Annotated in this window: 17 protein-coding genes; 14 read left to right on the top strand and 3 right to left on the bottom strand. The window is 30.1% G+C overall.

What is annotated here, in order from left to right:
• The first annotated feature begins 205 nt into the window (after positions 1-205).
• The 3 genes from dcm to B5464_RS01955 are packed head-to-tail and all read left to right on the top strand — an operon-like array spanning position 206 to position 5,826.
• On the top strand, positions 206-1,474 hold the full coding sequence (gene dcm / locus B5464_RS01945; protein ID WP_079736974.1) for a DNA (cytosine-5-)-methyltransferase: 1,269 nt from the start codon (positions 206-208) through the stop codon (positions 1,472-1,474).
• The gene (locus tag B5464_RS01950) at positions 1,467-3,635 is read left to right on the top strand and encodes an McrB family protein (RefSeq protein WP_079736975.1); all 2,169 of its coding nucleotides are present in this window, start codon (positions 1,467-1,469) and stop codon (positions 3,633-3,635) included. Before dcm ends, B5464_RS01950 begins: the two co-directional genes overlap by 8 nt.
• Complete coding sequence (locus tag B5464_RS01955) at positions 3,622-5,826, top strand: DUF2357 domain-containing protein (RefSeq protein WP_079736976.1); 2,205 nt, start codon at positions 3,622-3,624, stop codon at positions 5,824-5,826. Before B5464_RS01950 ends, B5464_RS01955 begins: the two co-directional genes overlap by 14 nt.
• A 77-nt stretch (positions 5,827-5,903) precedes the next feature.
• On the opposite strand, the gene B5464_RS01960 is transcribed toward B5464_RS01955, so the two are convergent.
• Both B5464_RS01960 and B5464_RS01965 read right to left on the bottom strand, forming a co-directional pair.
• Positions 5,904-7,796, bottom strand: a complete 1,893-nt coding sequence (locus B5464_RS01960; RefSeq protein ID WP_079736977.1) for a SulP family inorganic anion transporter — start codon at positions 7,794-7,796, stop codon at positions 5,904-5,906.
• Between the two features lie 51 nt (positions 7,797-7,847).
• Positions 7,848-8,444 carry an NUDIX domain-containing protein gene (locus B5464_RS01965; protein WP_079736978.1) on the bottom strand — a complete coding sequence of 199 codons (597 nt, stop codon included), beginning with the start codon at positions 8,442-8,444 and terminating at the stop codon, positions 7,848-7,850.
• 7 nt (positions 8,445-8,451) lie between these two features.
• Between B5464_RS01965 and pyrE the strand changes: the two genes are divergently transcribed.
• Entirely contained in the window at positions 8,452-9,093 is a 642-nt protein-coding gene (gene pyrE / locus B5464_RS01970) for an orotate phosphoribosyltransferase (protein ID WP_079736979.1), read from the top strand.
• Positions 9,094-9,108: 15 nt separating this feature from the next.
• Positions 9,109-9,498: an orotate phosphoribosyltransferase gene (locus tag B5464_RS01975; RefSeq protein WP_077811368.1), complete on the top strand. Its 390-nt coding sequence runs from the start codon at positions 9,109-9,111 to the stop codon at positions 9,496-9,498.
• Here the strand turns inward: B5464_RS01975 and B5464_RS01980 are convergent.
• Positions 9,495-10,226 (bottom strand): biotin--[acetyl-CoA-carboxylase] ligase, encoded by a 732-nt coding sequence (locus B5464_RS01980; protein WP_079736980.1) that lies wholly within the window; start codon positions 10,224-10,226, stop codon positions 9,495-9,497. The two genes, B5464_RS01975 and B5464_RS01980, sit on opposite strands and share 4 nt — an antisense overlap.
• 87 nt (positions 10,227-10,313) lie before the next feature.
• On the opposite strand from B5464_RS01980, the gene rsfS reads away from it, so the two are divergent.
• The 9 genes from rsfS (at position 10,314) to B5464_RS14420 (ending at position 19,469) form a co-directional block, all read left to right on the top strand.
• The gene (rsfS, locus tag B5464_RS01985) at positions 10,314-10,682 is read left to right on the top strand and encodes a ribosome silencing factor (protein WP_077809750.1); all 369 of its coding nucleotides are present in this window, start codon (positions 10,314-10,316) and stop codon (positions 10,680-10,682) included.
• A gap of 20 nt (positions 10,683-10,702) precedes the next feature.
• Positions 10,703-12,688 carry an ATP-dependent zinc metalloprotease FtsH gene (ftsH, locus tag B5464_RS01990; RefSeq protein WP_079736981.1) on the top strand — a complete coding sequence of 662 codons (1,986 nt, stop codon included), beginning with the start codon at positions 10,703-10,705 and terminating at the stop codon, positions 12,686-12,688.
• Between the two features lie 21 nt (positions 12,689-12,709).
• The gene (locus tag B5464_RS01995) at positions 12,710-13,294 is read left to right on the top strand and encodes an LUD domain-containing protein (protein ID WP_077809752.1); all 585 of its coding nucleotides are present in this window, start codon (positions 12,710-12,712) and stop codon (positions 13,292-13,294) included.
• Position 13,295: 1 nt separating this feature from the next.
• Entirely contained in the window at positions 13,296-14,090 is a 795-nt protein-coding gene (locus tag B5464_RS02000; RefSeq protein ID WP_079736982.1) for a phosphatidate cytidylyltransferase, read from the top strand.
• 2 nt (positions 14,091-14,092) lie between these two features.
• Positions 14,093-14,749, top strand: a complete 657-nt coding sequence (locus B5464_RS02005; protein ID WP_079736983.1) for a phosphatidylserine decarboxylase family protein — start codon at positions 14,093-14,095, stop codon at positions 14,747-14,749.
• A 5-nt stretch (positions 14,750-14,754) separates the two neighbouring features.
• Complete coding sequence (locus B5464_RS02010) at positions 14,755-15,027, top strand: acyl-CoA-binding protein (RefSeq protein WP_079736984.1); 273 nt, start codon at positions 14,755-14,757, stop codon at positions 15,025-15,027.
• A complete protein-coding gene (locus B5464_RS02015; RefSeq protein WP_079736985.1) occupies positions 15,024-15,638 on the top strand; it encodes a YceI family protein in 615 nt (204 codons plus the stop codon). Before B5464_RS02010 ends, B5464_RS02015 begins: the two co-directional genes overlap by 4 nt.
• A 114-nt stretch (positions 15,639-15,752) precedes the next feature.
• Positions 15,753-19,289 carry a T9SS type A sorting domain-containing protein gene (locus B5464_RS02020; protein WP_079736986.1) on the top strand — a complete coding sequence of 1,179 codons (3,537 nt, stop codon included), beginning with the start codon at positions 15,753-15,755 and terminating at the stop codon, positions 19,287-19,289.
• Positions 19,290-19,307: 18 nt separating this feature from the next.
• Positions 19,308-19,469 (top strand): hypothetical protein, encoded by a 162-nt coding sequence (locus B5464_RS14420; protein ID WP_172830846.1) that lies wholly within the window; start codon positions 19,308-19,310, stop codon positions 19,467-19,469.
• Positions 19,470-19,903 lie beyond the last annotated feature (434 nt).

Genomic DNA, 19,903 nt, shown 5'->3' on the forward strand with positions numbered 1-19,903 from the left:
ATAAAGCTTCTTTTAAGAAAAAAATATTACAGTAGATTAAAGTAATTAAGAAATAATATATTTCTTAAAAAAACATAAACTTGACAATAACTTTACCACTCATTATGTAAGATATTGTAAATAGTTTGTTTACATTAGATGGCTGAAATGGTTATAAATTAATTATTCCTTTTGTAAAGTACACCAAGAAAAATAAAATATTAAAATGAGAAAAACTAACTTTAAATTTATTGATTTATTTGCTGGAATTGGTGGATTTCATATAGCTATGCATGAAAATGGAGGAAAGTGCGTGTTTGCTTCTGAAATTGATAAATATGCTAGAATTACTTATAAAGAAAATTTTAAAAATATTTCACCTGAAATTTTTGAAAATGGAAATTTTAATGAAGATATAACAGATAGTGATTTAGACTACAAATCAATTCCTGATTTTGATGTACTATGTGGAGGTTTCCCTTGTCAAGCTTTCTCCATAGCTGGATATAGGAAAGGTTTTGAAGATGAAAAGGGTAGAGGAAATTTATTTTTTAACATTCTAAGTATTTTAGATAAAAAAAAGCCAAAAGCATTCATTCTAGAGAATGTTAAAAATTTAAAAACACATGATAAAGGTAGGACTTTTCAAACTATATGCAGTCATTTAACCTCTTTAGGATATGGAATAAAAGCAGAAGTGTTAAATTCAAAAGATTATGGTTTACATCAAAATAGAGAACGAATTTACATTGTTGGAATAGCTAATTGTTGGAATGGAGAAAAGATACCACTACCTACAGATTTTAATATTTTAAAGTTTGAAGAGATTAAAACAATCCTAAACAAGCAAAATCATTCAAAGATAATAAGTTTTGATTTTTCTAAAATTAAGAAAATTGAGATTAATACTTTCTCTGAAATATCAAATAATAATAAAAATTGGCATCCTATAACTATTAATGATAAACAAGGGAAATATTATAACCCATCTAAACGAATTAATAAATATTTTCAAAATTTCGAAGATAGAAATGATTGGGAGAATTTTATTTATAATGGTAAAAACGGTCATTTTATAAAAGCTGTAAATTTTATTAATGGGAAAATTAAAGGAGAACCAAACACAAACAACTGGGAACAATGGGGTGATGAAAGATGGTATGATAAATCTTATCAAAATATTTATCAGTGGAGAAGAAAATATGTACGAAGAAATACCTCCGGAGTCTCACCTACACTAACTGCCAATATGGGAACAGGAGGTCATAATGTACCGTTAATAATTTGTGGAGAATTAGATAATGGGGAGAAAATAATTAGAAAATTAACTCCAGAAGAATGTTTTGCAATACAAGGTTTTAGTAAAAAAATAGTTACCAAACTTTCAAAAGTTAAAATTGCAGATGGACAAAAATATAAACAAGCAGGTAACTCAGTTCCCGTAAATGTGGTAAAAAAAATATCAACGCAATTAATAAAAATATTAAATGAGTAATTTAAAATTTTTCTATGTTAAATTAAGTTGTCCTAAACAAGAAGACAATAATAAATTTTCTAATCTTTTTGAACATATTTTTCACAAAAGGATTTTTAATTTTGAATTAGAAAACATCCCAAACAACTTAGATAATGCAAACAAAAAAGATATTATTTTTATTCATATTGGAGGTGATAGCTCTAACAAAAGAAGGTACTTTAAAGACAATAAAGTTTTAAATAATTATACTAACGGTATATATTCAATTGGTGTAATTAATAGTATTAATTCAGAAGCTAAAAGTGTTTCAGTTTCTTTAATTGGTCTAGAAAAACATGTAACAAAAGAAGATCTTTATTTTTTTCCGCAATTTATTAATAATTTAGGAGCTTCTACAAAAGGTATACCAAATCAAGCAGGATTGTATGAGTTAAAAGAGGGTATTGCTTTAAGCTTAATAGAATACTTTAGAGAAAGGAACTTAATATCAAAAGATTTAGATATAATTAAAAACCTAGAGATAAAAGACAAACTTTTCTCAAAAGCTTTATCTGAATACAACAGTAAATTTTCAGAAAAAAAATTAACACAGAAAATTTTTCAAAAATATACAAATCAAAATAGTAATTTTTCTAATAGAAATAATTTACAAGTCATTGAGAAATTTGTGAAATGGTTCGAAAAGAGCGAAAATTATAAGCTTTCATATAAAGGAATTGTAAATAGGGAGAATTTATATTTCTGGGATCAAACTTACTTTAATAATCAAATTTTTAATATTGATATAAATAACAAGCAAAAAAGTTTCTCAAAGATTAAAAATTTAATCTCAAATAACTCAAACAAAGAGTGGTTGGATTTTAATGCATCTAGCAGTAAAGGGGCCCCAAAGGCTGTTTTAGGTGAGAAAAATTATTTGAAATTTTTACAAGAGTTTATCACATCTAGTGATTTTGAAGGATTAAAATTAAAATTCCCGATATTAGAAAAATTCAACATAAACAAATTTATATCAGCTACAAAAGATGCAGGTTTAAACTACAATCCAGAATTAATTACAAGATACATTGCATCCTTAGCTACAAAACCATTTGTACTATTAAGTGGCTTATCTGGTTCTGGTAAAACAAAATTAGCACAAGCATTTGCGCAATGGATTTGTGAGAGCGAAGAACAATATTGTATTGTGCCAGTTGGAGCAGATTGGACTAACAGAGAACCTTTATTGGGTTATGTAAATGCTTTAGAAAACACTGAGTATATATTACCAGAAAACGGTGCTTTAAATTTAATAATCAAAGCAAATAACAATCCTAAAAAACCTTATTTTTTAATTCTTGACGAAATGAACCTGAGTCATGTAGAGCGTTATTTCGCTGACTTTTTAAGTGTTATGGAGTCTAATGACACCTTTAAACTGCATAGTTCAGAAAAGAATTTGAATAATAATGAAAACGAAAAATATGATAAGCTTATTGAGGTTCCTAAAGATATTGGTTGGCCAAAAAACTTATTTGTTGTAGGGACAGTGAATATTGATGAAACAACTTATATGTTCAGTCCTAAAGTTTTAGACAGAGCCAATGTTATAGAGTTTAGGGTAACTGAAGATGACTTAGAAAATTATTTCAAACCAGAAACGAACACTCTTGATATGAAAAAATTATGGGTAGAAGAAACAAAAAAAGGATTAGGAGCTGAGTATGGAGAAGATTTTGTAAAAATATCCATTAAAAAAACAGAGAAGGAAAATCTAAAAATAATTAACGATGAATTGATTAAGTTCTTCAATAAATTGCAAATAGTTGGAAGTGAGTTTGGCTACAGAACTGCCTCAGAAATTCAAACCTTATTTGGAATGATTGACTTAATAAATCCAGATTATGATAAAAGTGAAGATTTTCTTAAGACTTATTCTAAGAATTATGATTTCAAAATAGATGTAGCAATTATGCAAAAACTACTTCCTAAAATACATGGAAGTAGAAGAAAATTATCTAAACCATTAAAACTTTTAGCTGCACTTTGTTTAACTGAGACTATCGACAATATCTTTAAAGAAGACGGAGAAATTAATATTACTACAGATAAAATAAAATATCCCTTATCATTTTATAAAATAGCTAGAATGTATAAAAACGCTATTGAAAACGGATTTGCAAGCTATGCAGAAGCATAATATAAAACTAGACCATATAGCTCAAGGTTTATCTATTGATATTTACGCAGTAATTGCAGACACATTATTTAAAGTAAATGATGCTCCTGAAAATAACGAAGCTGAATATCAACTTGTAGAAGGGTGTTTTTATCAATATAAACTAACTGATGGTTATTGTCTAGCCAAAGATGAAGTTGTTGAAATTTCAAATTTCAATCCTTCAGAAGGCAGGATAAGTCCAAATACTTATGTTGGGACTCTAGCAATTCCAATTCTAAAGAATAGTAATAAAATTGGCGAGTTAAAACTTGAAGTTCAATCTATAAAAACCTCTTATAGAAAGGATTATAGATTTATGTTAGAATCTATTACAAAACATGCTTCCGATTTAATTTTACAAACCAACTCACCTGTAAATCAAACTTTTGAAGTTAATAATGAAGCTAACGCCAAAACCTTATATCAGCAATTTTGTTTTGTAAAATCAATTATTGAAACAGAAGATTTTGAAGTTGCAATTCAACAAATAGTTAAAGCACCTGTTACAGAATGGACAAGTAAGACAGAAAATAGAGACATAAGAAGTTTAAAAAAACTTAATAGTAAAGATGTCCGAAACTTACTTCATTCTCAAAACAGATTAAAACTTCCTACTAATCATAGTTTAACAAAAAAAGGAATAGAATCTATTGCACTAAAGATACCTACCTCAATAAAAAAAGAAACTACAGACACACCTGAGAATAGATTTATAAAACATGTTTTAGAAACCTTTTTATTCTTTTGTGAAGAAATTCAATTAAGAAGTAAAAATGGTTCAAGACTAAACGAAGAAGCAAAACTAATTTCTAATAAATTAGAGAATCATTTACAACATAATTTATTCAAAGAAGTTTCTAGGTTAACCTCTATAAAACTTAACAGCCCTATTCTGCAAAAAAAAGCTGGCTACAGAGAGGTTTTAAAAACGAAATTAATGTTTGATTTATCAGCAAAATTAATTTGGTTGGGAGGAGAAGACGTTTATGGTGGCGGAAGTAAAAGAGTTTCAAAATTATATGAATATTGGCTGTTTTTTAAATTATTAGAGGCAATAAAACACATTTTTAATATTGATTCTGAAGAATACAAAAAATTAATTGGTAAAACTGATGACAAATTAGGTCTCAAATTAAAGGAAGGAAAGCAAATTGCATTAAAAGGCACATATATTTCAAAAGAACGAGAGCTATCTATACAGTTTTCTTACAATAAAACATTTGGAATAAGCTATAGAAATGATATTTCAAAAGAAGGAAGTTGGACTTTACAAATGGACCCGGATTACACTTTATCAATTTGGCCAAAAGAACTTAAAGAGGAAGAAGCTGAGAGAACAGAACAAATTGTGCACATTCATTTTGATGCTAAGTATAAAGTAAAAAACAAAAAAGATAATACAAAATTTAAACCTGAAGACGTTTTTAAAATGCATGCTTATAAAGATGCAATCAGAAGAACTGGAGGTGCTTATATTTTATATCCAGGAACAGATATTGAACCAACTAATTTTAAAGGTTTTCATGAAGTATTGCCAGGTTTAGGTGCTTTTGCAATTCGACCTTCTGAAGAGAATAGCGGTATTGAGTATCTAATAAATTTTATTAATGAAATAAAAGACCATTTCTTAAACAGAGCTTCTCAACGAGAAAACGTCGCATCAAAAACATATAATATTACTAAAGATGGAATATCAAAGCCATTAAATGAACCCATTCCGGAATATGTATATGGCAAAAAACTAATTCCTGATGAGACTTATGTTCTAGTTGGTTATTGTAAATCTGAAGAACATCTGAAATGGATTGAAGATAAATCTCTATATAACTTTAGAATGGATTCCAATAGGGGAGCATTAAAACTGACTACCGAGACGTTAAATGCTAAATATTTATTGCTTCATATGCAAGGTGATAAGTTTTCATCAAAACTCTACACTATTAAGAAAACCGAATTTAGAGTAACAAGAAAAGCCACATTAGTACGCTTAAAATATCCAAATCCAAGACAAAAAAATTATTTAGTTATTGGTGTCGAAAAATGCAATAATAAAGAATTTAGAGATGTATTATGGCGTTTTAAGGACTTAGAAAACTATAAATTAGGAAGAGCTTCAGCAATACCTTACATTGCTAGCTTAACTGAATTAATGAATAACAAAGAAACTTAAAACTAAATTTAGAATAAAACCAAAAAGGCTCAACTTTTAAAAGTTGAGCCTTTTTTTATGATGTATATTATATTCCCTTAAAACTTATATTCACCAAGAGGTTTCGGAAACTTCTCTGGGTTTGCAGCTAAGTGATAACGAGGATCGTCGATACCTTCTTCGATAACTCCGTCAAAAATAGGAGATGCTTTGTATAAAAGCACTTTACAATCTTCACTTAAATGCTTTAACGTAACTTTTTTACCCGCTGCTTGGTATTTTTCTACCAAAGCAAATATTGCCTCGATGGCAGAGTGATCTGAAACTCTAGACTCTACAAAATCTATTTCTATATGTTCTGGATCTGTTTTAATATCAAACTTATCATTAAAAGCAGTAATGCTTCCAAAGAACAAAGGCCCCCAAATTTCGTAAATCTTTGTACCATCTGCTTTAAAACGTTTTCTTGCTCTAATTTTCTTAGCACTTGTCCATGCAAAAGATAAAGCAGAAATAATAACCCCCACAAATACTGCAATGGCTAAATCAAAAAACACGGTTACTGCAGATACAATAATTAATACTGCGGCATCCGATATTGGTATTTTCTTTAAAATTCTAAAACTAGACCAAGCAAAGGTTTCTATAACCATCATAAACATAACTCCTACCAAAGCTGCAATTGGTACTTGTTCTATATATTTATCTGCAAATAAAATAAAGGTTAATAAAGTTAATGCCATCATAACACCAGACAAACGGCCTCTACCACCTGCGTTGATATTAATTACAGTTTGCCCAATCATACCACAACCACCTGTACCACCAAACATACCGCTTAAGATGTTTCCAGCACCTTGCGCTACACATTCTTTATTACCATTACCTCTAGATTCTGTTAACTCGTCTACCAAGTTCATTGTCATTAGCGTTTCTATCAAACCAACAGAAGCAGCTAAAAAGGCATACGGCGCAATGAATTTTAAAGTATCTAAATTAAAAGGCAGGTTACTCCATAAATCTAATACATTTAAGTTTTTAGAAAGTTCTGCTATTCCGTTTAAGCCAGCTCCTCCTCCATCTCTAATAAAGTCTCCCACATTTATAGAACCTAAACCACTAAATATAGACACCAAGGTTACAATTAAAATAGCTGTTAAAGCTGCCGGTATTTTAGTTGTTAATTTAGGCAAGCCCCAAACAATAAACATGGTTAACAACACCAAACCAATCATAACATACAGTGTTTTACCTTGCATGGTTGTTTTTACCACACCACTATCTTTTACAGTGTAAAAACCTTCTTTATCTGCATTATAGATTACCTTTTTTGTGTTGATATCAAAAACCTGACCTTCTGAAACTAAAAATGCGTCTTGGCTGGTATTTGCGTTTTTAATGGTACTACCTTCTATTGTAAACAACACTGTACCAGAAGCAAGATCTTTTACTTGATTATTTTCTACTTTATATACCAATTCTTTGGCAGTTGTTTTACGCATGTTTTGTCCGTAAACATCTTTCTTGTTTTCTGTAAACATACCCAACTGTGCCATAAAAATAACAATAGCCAAACCGTTTACAAATCCCATCATTACAGGGTGCGGAATTAACCTTACAAACTTACCTAGTTTAAACAAACCGGCAATTACCTGTATAACTCCCATTAAAACCACTGCTGCTAACAGGTAGAAATACCCCATATTTTCTACAGGTGTGTCAAAAAGCAATCCTTTGGCGTGCCCTTCTTGTATCATATTTACAAAAATAACGGCTACAGCACCAGCTGCTCCAGAAATTAATCCTGGTCTACCACCAAAAACAGCAGAAATTAATCCAATAACAAAAGCACCAAACAAGGCCACAATTGGGCTAATTTGCGCCACAAAAGCAAAGGCTACCACCTCTGGTATCATTGCTAAAGAAACCGTTATACCTGCTAATGCATCATCTTTTGCATTTGGCATTATTTTTTTGATAAATCCTGTCATTTTATTGTAGCTTTTTAGAAGTCGGCAAAGATAGAATGTTTTTTGAGAATATTACATATTTAGGTAAGTATCATAAACTAAAGCGATGTTTTTGTAGGAATTTGTTAGCGCTATTGCTGCCTCTTTTTGATTCTTAAAAACAACCTTTGTAATGCCTTCTTCTAATTGTGGTGTTAAAGCACCCGCATACGTCGTTGTCATCAAATACCAAAAGGTCTCTTTTAGTTTCATTCCGTTTTGAAAATAAACATGGTAGGTAGTAAGTAAAGGCTGTACCAATTGCAAGCTATCTATACCACATTCTTCTTCTACCTCTCTTACAGCAGCTTCTTCTACAGACTCGCCTTTTTCGATTCTTCCTTTAGGTAAGTCCCATTTATCAAATCTGTAAATACACAATATTTCTTTGTGGGTATTTAAAACCAAACCACCGGCTGCAGAAACGATATTAAAAGTTTTTAAAAAAGCGCGCCAACCTTCTTCTAAATTGGGCGTATAAAGCGTTATCCCCTTAACACTGTTACTTTTAAGTTTATGTATAATTTCTTCTGTTACAGAATTTTTTAAAATATACAAAGGAAAATCATTCTCTTTTTTTTGAGAAGATGTTACAATTATTGGCTTATCATTTACAAAAACTTTATACATTTGCGGTATGATTTTAAACAAAGATACGGCAAAAAAAACAGCTGAACTTTTACTACAAGTAAAAGCAATTAAGCTAAACCCAAGCGATCCTTTTAATTGGGCATCGGGTTGGAAATCGCCAATTTATTGCGATAACAGAGTAACGCTTTCATATCCTCCGGTTCGTATTTTCTTAAAAGAAGAAATTGCAAAAATTGTAGAGAAAGAATACGGTAAACCAGATGTAATTGCTGGTGTTGCAACAGGTGCAATAGCAATTGGTATTTTAGTAGCGCAAGAATTAGGTGTACCTTTTATTTATGTAAGACCAGAACCTAAAAAACATGGTAGAAAAAACCAAATTGAAGGGCATTTAGAAAGCGGACAAAATGTAGTGGTTATAGAAGATTTAATAAGTACTGGTAAAAGTAGCTTAAATGCAGTAGATGCTTTAAAAGAAGCGGGCGCTGTTGTTAAAGGTATGGTCGCTATTTTTTCTTATGGATTTGAGGTTGCGACAGAGAATTTTAAAGAAAAGAACGTTGCACTTACTACATTAAGCAACTACGACAACTTGTTAGAACAAGCACTAGAAAGTAATTATATTTCTGAAAAAGAATTGATTACCTTGCACGAATGGAGAAGAGAGCCTAGTACTTGGAATCAATAAAAAAAGATTAAAAACATGAATATTACAGGAAACAAAGTTGTGATTGATAAATCGCAAGAAGAATTATTTAACTTTTTTAGCGACTTAAATAATTTTGAAAAAATAATGCCAGAAAACACACAAAAGTTTGAAGTTGATGGCGATTCTTTTTTATTTAGCTTACCAGGAATGCCAGAAATAAGATTGGTATTAAAAGAAAAAACTGAATTTTCTAATATTACCCTTGGTGCTGCTAGCAGTAAATTATCTTTTGCATTGGCTGCGGATATTGTTAAAATTGAAGATACTAAAAGTGAGGTTTCTTTAAATTTTAATGGAGATTTTAACCCAATGATGGCTATGATGGTAAAAAAACCATTATCTAAATTTGTAGATACTTTGACAGAAAATATTTCGAAACTTTAAAGTAAAGAAATTTCTTTAATGCCAAATTCTAAAATGGTTTCATCTTCTACTTCTACTTGAAGTTTACCATCTATAGAAATACCTCGAATTACACCCATAAATAAAGCATTTTTACTATCTTTAAACATAGTAGGAATGTTTTTTTTATGCAACACATGTAAATAGTCTTTTTCTAAAGTCTCAAAATTATCAGATTCTAAAACTGCTATCTTTTCTTTCAACTTTAAAATAAGTAAATCTAAAATTTCTTCTAAATTATAAGGTTTGGGTCTTATCAGTTTTAAAGAACTCGCTTTTTCTAAGTGCACAGGAAAAACAGTTTGATTTACATTGAGTCCAATTCCGATTACAGAGGATACTATTTTTGCCCCTTTTAAACTATTTTCAACTAAAACTCCGCAAATTTTCTTGTTTACTGCCAAAATGTCGTTAGGCCATTTAATGGTAACTTTCGGAATTTCTAAAGCTGTTAAAACTTGATAAATGGATAAGGAAACTGCAAAATTCAAATATCTTCTTTTCGAAATATCCAAATCAGAAAAACGAACAAAAACACTAAATATCAAGTTCTTATAAGGTTCTGAAACCCAAACACTGCCTTGTTGCCCACGACCATTTACTTGGCTATCTGTAACAACAATTGTGTAATTTTCTAAGACAGAATTAGATGCCATTTCTTTTAAAAAAGAATTGGTAGAATCGATGGCACTAAGTTTGATTATTTTCAAGTGTTAAATAAAGTGTAAACAAGTTCAATATTACATAAAATAGTCGCAAAAAAATAATAACTTTGCGTTTAAATTAGAAAAAAATTAATGACAAATAAACAAGTAAGTACAGATGATTTAATATCTGTTATAATTCAGGGAATTGAGGAAGTTAAAGGAGAAGATATTCAATTACTTGACTTACGCGAAATTGAAAATACCGTTTGCGATTATTTTATAATTTGCTCTGGTAACTCCAACACACAAGTAAAAGCAATTTCTGGTTCGGTTCAAAAAATGGTAAGCAAACAGCTAAAAGATAAGCCTTGGCACATAGAAGGTGAAAATATTGCTGAATGGATTCTAATGGACTACGTAAACGTTGCAGTACATATCTTTCAAAAACAAACAAGAGATTTTTATGACATTGAAGGTCTTTGGGGAGATGCAAAAATTACAGAAATAAAACCAGCTTAAATTTTTAGATTTTATAAAAAATGAACGAAAATAAAAAAGACAACAACACAAATACACCAAAATTTAAGTTTAACGCTTATTGGATTTATGGTGCAATTTTAGTATTACTAATTGGATTCCAGTTTTTTAGCAGTGGTGATTTAGCTACTAAAAGCATTTCGAAAAACGAGTTTAATGAGGTTTTAAGAGATAATGATATTTCTAAAATAATTGTAGTTAATAACAACGTCGCTCAGGTTTTTATAAAAGAAGAAGCTATTAAGAAAGAGAAATATCAAAAATTAATAAATTCTACATTTTACAGAAAAGGATCTTCTTTGTACGAATATAATTTTGGTGATTTACAAAATTTTGAAAACAGCTTACAAGAAGCTAAAAAAGAAAACGATTTAACTTTCGATTTAAAAAACGAAAGTAGAACAAGCATGTTAGATACCTTAATTGGTTTTTTACCTTTTATTATCTTAATTGCTATTTGGTTATTCTTTATGCGTAGAATGTCTGGCGGTGGTGCTGGTTCTGGTGGTGGTGGCCAAATTTTTAACATTGGTAAATCGAAAGCAAAGTTATTTGATAAAGACACGAAAGTAAAAACCACTTTCGAAAATGTAGCAGGTTTAGAAGGTGCTAAAGAAGAAGTGCAAGAAATTGTAGATTTCTTAAAAAACCCAGAAAAATATACCTCTCTTGGTGGTAAAATACCAAAAGGTGCTTTATTAGTAGGACCTCCGGGAACAGGTAAAACTTTATTAGCAAAAGCTGTTGCAGGTGAAGCTGGTGTACCTTTCTTTTCATTATCTGGTTCAGACTTTGTAGAGATGTTTGTTGGTGTTGGTGCCTCTAGAGTTAGAGATTTGTTTAAACAAGCTGCACAAAAATCGCCTTCGATTATATTTATTGATGAGATTGACGCAATTGGTAGAGCTCGTGGTAAAAATAGCATGACAGGTGGTAACGACGAAAGAGAAAACACATTAAACCAACTGTTAACAGAAATGGATGGTTTTGGTACAGATACAAACGTTATTGTTATTGCTGCAACCAACAGAGCAGATGTTTTAGATAGTGCACTTATGCGTGCTGGTAGATTTGACAGACAAATCTATGTAGACTTACCTAATATTAATGAGCGTAAAGCAATTTTTGAGGTTCATATTAAACCTTTAAAATTAGCAGATGATGTAAATGTTGAGTTTTTAGCACAACAAACACCTGGTTTTTCGGGTGCAGATATTGCTAATATGTGTAACGAATCTGCTTTAATTGCTGCTAGAAATGGTAAAACTGCGATTCATCATCAAGACTTTTTAGATGCTGTAGATAGAATTGTTGGTGGTTTAGAAAAGAAAAACAAGGTAATTACACCAAAAGAGAAAAAAGTAATTGCTTATCACGAAGCTGGTCATGCAACAGTAAGTTGGATGTTAGAGCATGCTGCACCCTTAGTAAAAGTAACTATTGTACCAAGAGGACAATCTCTAGGAGCTGCATGGTATTTACCAGCTGAAAGGTTGATTGTGCAAACAGAACAAATGTTAGATGAAATGTGTGCTACACTTGGTGGTAGAGCTGCAGAAAAAATCATCTTTAATAAAATATCTACAGGTGCTTTAAGTGATTTAGAAAAAGTTACTAAGCAAGCTAGAGCAATGATAACTGTATATGGTTTAAATGAAGAAGTTGGTAATGTTACCTATTATGATTCTTCTGGAAACGATTCTTTTGTGAAGCCTTATAGTGATGATACTGCAAAAAGAATTGACGAAGAAATTTCTAAATTAATCGAAAACCAATACCAAAGAGCTATTGAGTTATTAGATAATAATAAGGAAAAATTAACAGTTTTAGCTGAGTTGCTTTTAGAGAAAGAAGTTATCTTTAAAGACGATTTAGAAAAAGTATTTGGTAAAAGACCATTTGAAGCATTAGATGCAGAAGTAAAAGTAGAAAAATTGATTGAAGAAGAAGCGAATGTTCCCCCAGCAGCAGAAAGCACTGAGGAATAATCTAATATTCGACAATTAAGAATGAATTTTTTAAAAAAGATATTTAACATACCGGTTAAAGAAGATAAAGAAATCCAAAGACAAGAAGTAAACTTGTCTTTGGATGATCTTTTTGTACATAATTTTATAGAAAAAGGTGGTAAATTTCTATATTGTTTAAAGAAAGAAGAGGTTTTAGAAAATCTAAAAAGAATACTTTCTGAAAACGATTGGAAAGAAATTTTACTAATAAATGACAATTTACGCAGATTTATAGACGAAGATAAAATTGCAATACACAGTAATTTTAAAAAATCGGTTCCTTTTCTTACTTCATGCGAACATTTAATTGCAGATAAAGGAGAAGTTTTATTTTCTTCCAATCAATTAAAGAGTACCAAATTATCAGAATTATCAGAAAACTTTATTGTTTACGCCACAACTAGTCAACTAGTTAGAAACACTGGCGAGGGTTTAACAGGTATCAAAACAAACTCTAAAGATACTTTGCCTACAAATATATCTTCAGTAAAAAATTATGAGATTAATAAAAAAGATGATAATTTTTTAAATTATGGCAACAGTAATACAAAAAACTTATATTTGCTGCTGTTAGAAGATTTATAATATGCGCAACCTTTTAAGAAGGAGTTTTTCTGGAATCATATATGTTTTAATTTTTATATCTGCTATTCTTTTTTCTAAAGAATCTTATATGGCTTTAATTGCATTTTTTGGTTTTGTTGCCGTTTGGGAACTTTCAAAAATGATTCAATTAAAAAGTATCGGTGCTTATTTACTTTTTGGTTTTTCGCTATTTCTAATAATTAAAAGACCTTACAATTACGCTATCAATATTATTTTGGCTATAAATATTGCGTCTTCATTATTTTTAATTTTTCAGTTATTTAAAAAGAAAGAAATTAAATTTAAAACAGAAAGAGATAAACTAGGCTTAACAATAAGATATCTTATTTTTTCTTTTTGTTTCTTAATTTTATTACCTTTTGTAAATCAAGAGTACAGACCTTATATAATGATATCTATCTTAATCCTTATTTGGGTAAACGATAGTTTCGCTTTCTTGGTCGGTAAAAACTTTGGTAAAACAAAATTGTTTGTTTCTGTTTCTCCTAAAAAAACCATAGAAGGTTTTATAGGTGGCTTTGTGTTTTCTTTAGTGGCAGCATATTTTATTAGTCAATTAAATAACGATTTTTCTTTACTAAATTGGTTTATCATAGCGACTATTGTTTCTGTAATTGGTACAATTGGTGATTTGGTAGAATCTAAATTGAAAAGACAAGCAAAAATTAAAGACAGTGGTAATATTATGCCAGGTCATGGAGGTATTTTAGATAGGCTAGATAGTTTATTATTTGCGGCTCCGTTTGTATATTTGTATATTAACTTTATTATTTAAGTATGATTCGTTTTCATAAAGAAGGGTATAAAATTATTGTAATTGCTTTTATTTTATCTATTGCAGGTATTTTATTGGCAGATAAATTCATTGAAATTATTTGGCTTGTAAAAGTTATTCAAATAGCGATACTTATATTGCTTTTTACAGTACTTCAATTTTTTAGAAACCCTAAAAGAATTACCACATTAGATGAAAGAACTATCATTGCGCCAGTTGATGGTAAAGTTGTTGTGATAGAAGAGGTAGAAGAACCAGAATATTTTAAAGATAAAAGATTACAAGTATCTATCTTTATGTCTCCAATAAATGTACACGTTACTAGATATGCAATGAGCGGTATAATTAAATACAGCAAATACCATCCAGGTAAATATTTAGTTGCATGGCATCCAAAAGCTTCTACAGAAAATGAAAGAACAACGGTTGTTATCGAAAATAATGTAATAGGAGAAGTTTTATACAGACAAATTGCAGGTGCTTTGGCTAAAAGAATTGTAAACTACGCAAAAGAAGGTGAAGAAGTGGTGCAAGGTACAGATGCTGGTTTTATAAAGTTTGGATCTAGAGTAGATTTATATTTACCATTAGGTACAGAATTGGCTGTAAAACTAGGTGATAAAGTAAAAGGAGGCACACAAATTGTAGCAAGAAAATAAATAATATGAATAGTGATTTAGACAAAGAGTTTAAAGAAGCTTTCATTAAAATATCTGAGCTTAAAGAGGCAGTTACACCAGATATTATGCTTAAATTTTATGCGTATTACAAACAAGCTAATTATGGAAGTAATTTACCTTTTGAAAACGATTTAAATGTTAGAAATGCATTTAAATTAAATGCTTGGATGCAATTAAAAGACATGTCTTCTGAAGAAGCAAAACAAGAATATATAAAATTAGCAAACGCAGTATTAAATAAAAAACAATCAAAATGAAAAAAGCATTTATTTTATTATTATTAGTTGCAACAAACATCAGTTTTATCTCTTGTAAATCTGATAAAACAACAGCGAAAACAACACAAAAAGAAGACAATGCTAAGTTTTCTGTAAATAAAGCTGAAAAAGAAATTAATTTTACAGCCTATAAATTTACAGAAAAAACACCTGTAGGTGGTCAATTTAGACAAGTAGATGTAATTTCTGGTGGAACTGGAGAAACGATTAAAGAAGCAATTAATAATACAGAATTCTCTATTCCTGTTAGTAGTATTTTTACAAAAGATTCTAGTAGAGATTACAAAATTCAGAAGTTTTTCTTCGGAGTAATGTCTGACACAAAATTACTTTCTGGGAAATTAAATATCGAAAATGACTCTATTGGAAGTGCAACAATTAAAATGAACGGTGTATCTAACAAAGTACCTTTTAAATACACAATTGTAAACAATACTTTTGCCATGAGTGGTAAAATGGACGTTAGTAATTGGAATGCCTTAGATGCTTTGGCTTCTTTAAATAAAGTTTGTGAAGCTTTACATACTGGTTCTGACGGAGTTTCTAAGACTTGGAGCGAAGTTGCACTAAACATTACTACAAAATTCTAGAAATTAGTAACGATAATTCAAAAAATATATTATATTTGGCTGTTAAATTTATGTTAACAGCCTTTTTTTTGCTCTAACATAAGCTTTAATTAACCTTTTTTACCCCTAAAATAAATGACTAAAAAAATTACCCCTAATTTTTTAAGGCACTGTCTTGCCTTAATTATTTTTTCACAATCATTATTCATCTTTTCTCAAACAGTAGACATAACTATTCGATATAGTTGGCCAAATTATTCTAAAGAAAATAGAATTGAGTTATATGCTCCTAACAATGATCTAATTGCAACATTAGATGATGGCTATACAGGTAGTACGAGTAATACTTCTGCGAACAATTTGGATTCTCCATTAGTAGTTTCTAATAGAAGTATTAATGATAACATACCTTCAGGATCAGGATACTATGTTATTTTATACGATACTTACGGAGATGGATGGAATGGAAACGGGTATGCCACAATTAATGTTGATGGTGAAGATATATTAACAGTTAATGATAATAACTTTACCGGATTATCTTCTAGTGGTGGTGGAACAGTTGTTTCTAATAGAATATACTTTGCTGTAAACAAGGCTCCTAATTTAGACGACGCTTCGTTTACTTATCCAAATAATAGTTATTCAATTTCGGACGCCGACCCTACTCCTACAATTACAGGAGAAACAGGTGGTACTTTTACTGCAACAGCCGGTTTGGTAATCAATGCTACAACAGGTGTTATCGATCTTTCAGAATCTACTATTGCTAATCATACAATAACGTATACTACAAACGATCCAGATCAAAGTAGTTCTCAGCAAAACATTACAATTAATTTTGCTAAATCTCAATACCATAATACTTCAAAAAAATATATAGAATATATTCCTGGTACAATGCCTGTTATTATTTCGGCTCCTCACGGTGGGAGACTTACCGGCGGAGAATTAACTACTAGAAGTTGTGGTACAGGAGAAATGGATGATAACACAGACGTTTTAATTAGAGAAATTCAAAAAAAGTGTTTTGATGAATTTGGTGTATATCCTTATATAATCATCAATAATCTTAGAAGAAATAAACTAGATCCTAACAGAACTAAAAGTGTTGCGACTTGTAATAATACAAGTGCTTACGAATACTTTGATGCTTACCATGATTTTATAGATCAAGCAAGTGCAGATGTTAATACTAAGTTTGGTAAAGGTTTGTATATAGATTTACACGGACAAAGTCACTCGATTCCAAGAATAGAAGCTGGTTATAATTTACCAAGTAGCTCTTTTGATGAAGATTTAAATAATACATCAACTAATGCTGCAGAATTAGCAAGAGTAACCATCAAAAATTTAATTGAAAATAACTTACAAAATTTAACTTTTGAAGATTTAGTTAGAGGATCTGAAAGTTTTGGAGGTTTAATGCAAGTTACCGGAGGTGCTGAATATGCTGCTTTAGGACATGCAGGTTGTGGAAAAACTGAAGGATACAGAACTGTACCAAGTCATATTGGAAATGGTGGACAAGGTTCTTGTGATGATACGAATCCTGGGAGTAATGCTTATTTTGCCGGAGATTATTATAGTAATATTAGACACGGTTCTGGTAGTACAAGTAACGCAAACTCTGTTGTAGGCGGTGGTGGTACTGTAAACGGTGGTGGTGGTACTATTGATGGTATTATGACTGAAGTAAATAGAAGAGTTAGAGATTTAGGAAATGCTTACGCTTCTACTTACGGTGTTTCTGATTCTAGATCAGCTACAATTCCTTATTTTTCTAGAGATTACGCTAAAGTATTAGAAAAATTTATCGATTTACATTATAATGATTTTTCTAATTTTTCTTATGATAACACTAGCTACTCTATAAACGGAATTAATACAACACCAACCATACAAGGAATTTCGGGTGGAGAGTTTTCTTCAACTTCTGGTTTAGACTTGAACACTGTTACCGGAGAAATTAACGTTGCTTCTTCTACCCCAGGAACGTATACAATTACATATAAAGCACCAAACGTAGGTAGTTTTTATAAAAAAGAAACAGAAATTACCATTAATACAGATGAAGTTACTAATGAGTTTACAGTTACTACTGGTAATTGGTCTGAACCTTCTAATTGGAGTTTAAATAGAGAACCAATAGCAACAGATAATGTTTTAATTCCTTCTGGAAATACTGCATATTTAGATGGCAATCAAAAATCGATTAATGATATTACTGTAGAAGGAAACTTAACTATAAATTCAGATAAATCCTTAACAGTTGCTGGTAATTTAGATAATACAGGTAATTTTACAATAGCATCTGGTGCATCTTTAATTGTAAATGGTACCGCAACAGGTAACCTGGTTTACAATAGAAATATTGATGGAAATAAATGGTATTTAATAGGATCTCCACTAGCAGGACAGACTATTGTAGACTTTGCAAACAATCATCCAAGTATTGCTAAAGGATCTGGATCTGGAACTGATAGAAACATTGCTTTGGCTCCTTTTGACAATTCAAAAGCAAATTCTTTAAGATGGTCTTATTATAAAGTTGGTCAAGTTGATGAAATTAATGGTGATGATACTGCAGATTTGTTAGCTCCAGGAAAGGGTTTTACCACTAGATTAACTTCCAATGGAACTTTAGCTTTTACAGGTACAATAAATACCGAAAATGTTGCAAGAACGGTAACTCAAGGTACAAACTCTTTTAACTTAGTTGCGAATCCTTATACTTCTTATTTAAGTAGTGCCGATTTCTTAACTCAAAATTCTGGTCTAGGAAAAAGTTTAAAAACACAAACTTTATGGATTTGGAATCAAAATTTAAACGGTGGATTAGGTGATTATGATACAAGAGTAACTGTTCAAAATTTTGAGATAGCACCAGGACAAGCCTTTTTTGTTGAAGTTGAAAATACTAATGATATCAATTTTTCTGCGGCTGCCCAAAGTCACCAAAATACAGATACATTCTTAAAATCTGAGAGACCAGAAATTAAATTGAATATTACAGACGGTACAAATATTAAATTTACAGAAATCTATTATATAGACGGTACAACAACAGGTTTTGACAATGGTTATGATGGAGAAATCTTTAACGGAGTTAGCTCTAATTTTCAGGTTTTTAGCGGTTTAGTTTCTAAAACTGATGAGAAAAAATTAAGCATCCAATCTTTACCTAATAGTAATCATGAAGCAATGATTATACCAATAGGAATTAATGCAAAATCTGGAACAGAAATTGAATTTTCAACAGAAATTAAAAACCTACCAGCTGGTTTAAATGTTTATTTAGAAGATACATCTAAAAATACATTTACAAAATTAAGCGATAGTAACAGCAAACATAAAATTGTTTTAGAAGAAGATTTAAACGGAACTGGTAATTTCTACTTACATACTAGAGCCAAAGTATTAGCTACAGAAACAGAAGTTTTAGATAACGTATCTATTTATAGTTCTAAAGGTAAAGTAACTGTTAATGGTATTGTTAATTCTGATATTAACTTATCGATTTTTACTATTCTTGGTAGTAAAGTTTACAAGACAAACTTTACATCTAATGGTAGATCAGAAATTACATTACCAAAATTATCTAAAGGAGTTTATCTTTTACAAATAAAGAGTAGCACAAATAACATTACAAAAAAAATAATTTTAGAATAATCCCTATACATTCAATAAATGGAAAACAATAAAGACATTACAAGAAAAGAAGCCATAAAAAAAATTGGTAATTATGGTAAATATGCTGCTTTAACTGCTTTAGGAACCTATATGATTTTAAATCCGCAGAAAGCGCAAGCGCAATCACCACTACCTGAAGCACCTGGTTCAAATTTTTAAAACAATTTTTACTCATGATTTTTAAAAGTCTAATGAACCCCAGATACTTTTTAAAATCATAAAGAGAAAGACGAACTTTATAGTTCGTCTTTTTTTTTAGAATAACTACTAGCTACGAAATTGATAATTTTTAAATGTTTTTTTATGAATAAGTTTATTGCTACCCTAAAAAAAAAGTAAAAAGATAAATTATAGGGTGTTTTTCCTGTATTAAATAATTAAACAATCAAAAATTAACATACTAAAGTAGGTTAAAAAATAAATCGAAAACGTTTTCGATTTTCCGAAAACGTTTTCGATTTATTTTTTTTTTTTTGATTCATAAAACTGTAATAATTTTACATCGTAGAAACAAAAGATTATTAATCAATAAATTAATTAAAAAACTCTATTAAAAACCCCCATGTTAGACTATAGAGATTTCAAATGAAGCC

The sequence above is a fragment of the Polaribacter sp. KT 15 genome (assembly GCF_900143115.1).
GTDB lineage: Bacteria > Bacteroidota > Bacteroidia > Flavobacteriales > Flavobacteriaceae > Polaribacter > Polaribacter marinaquae.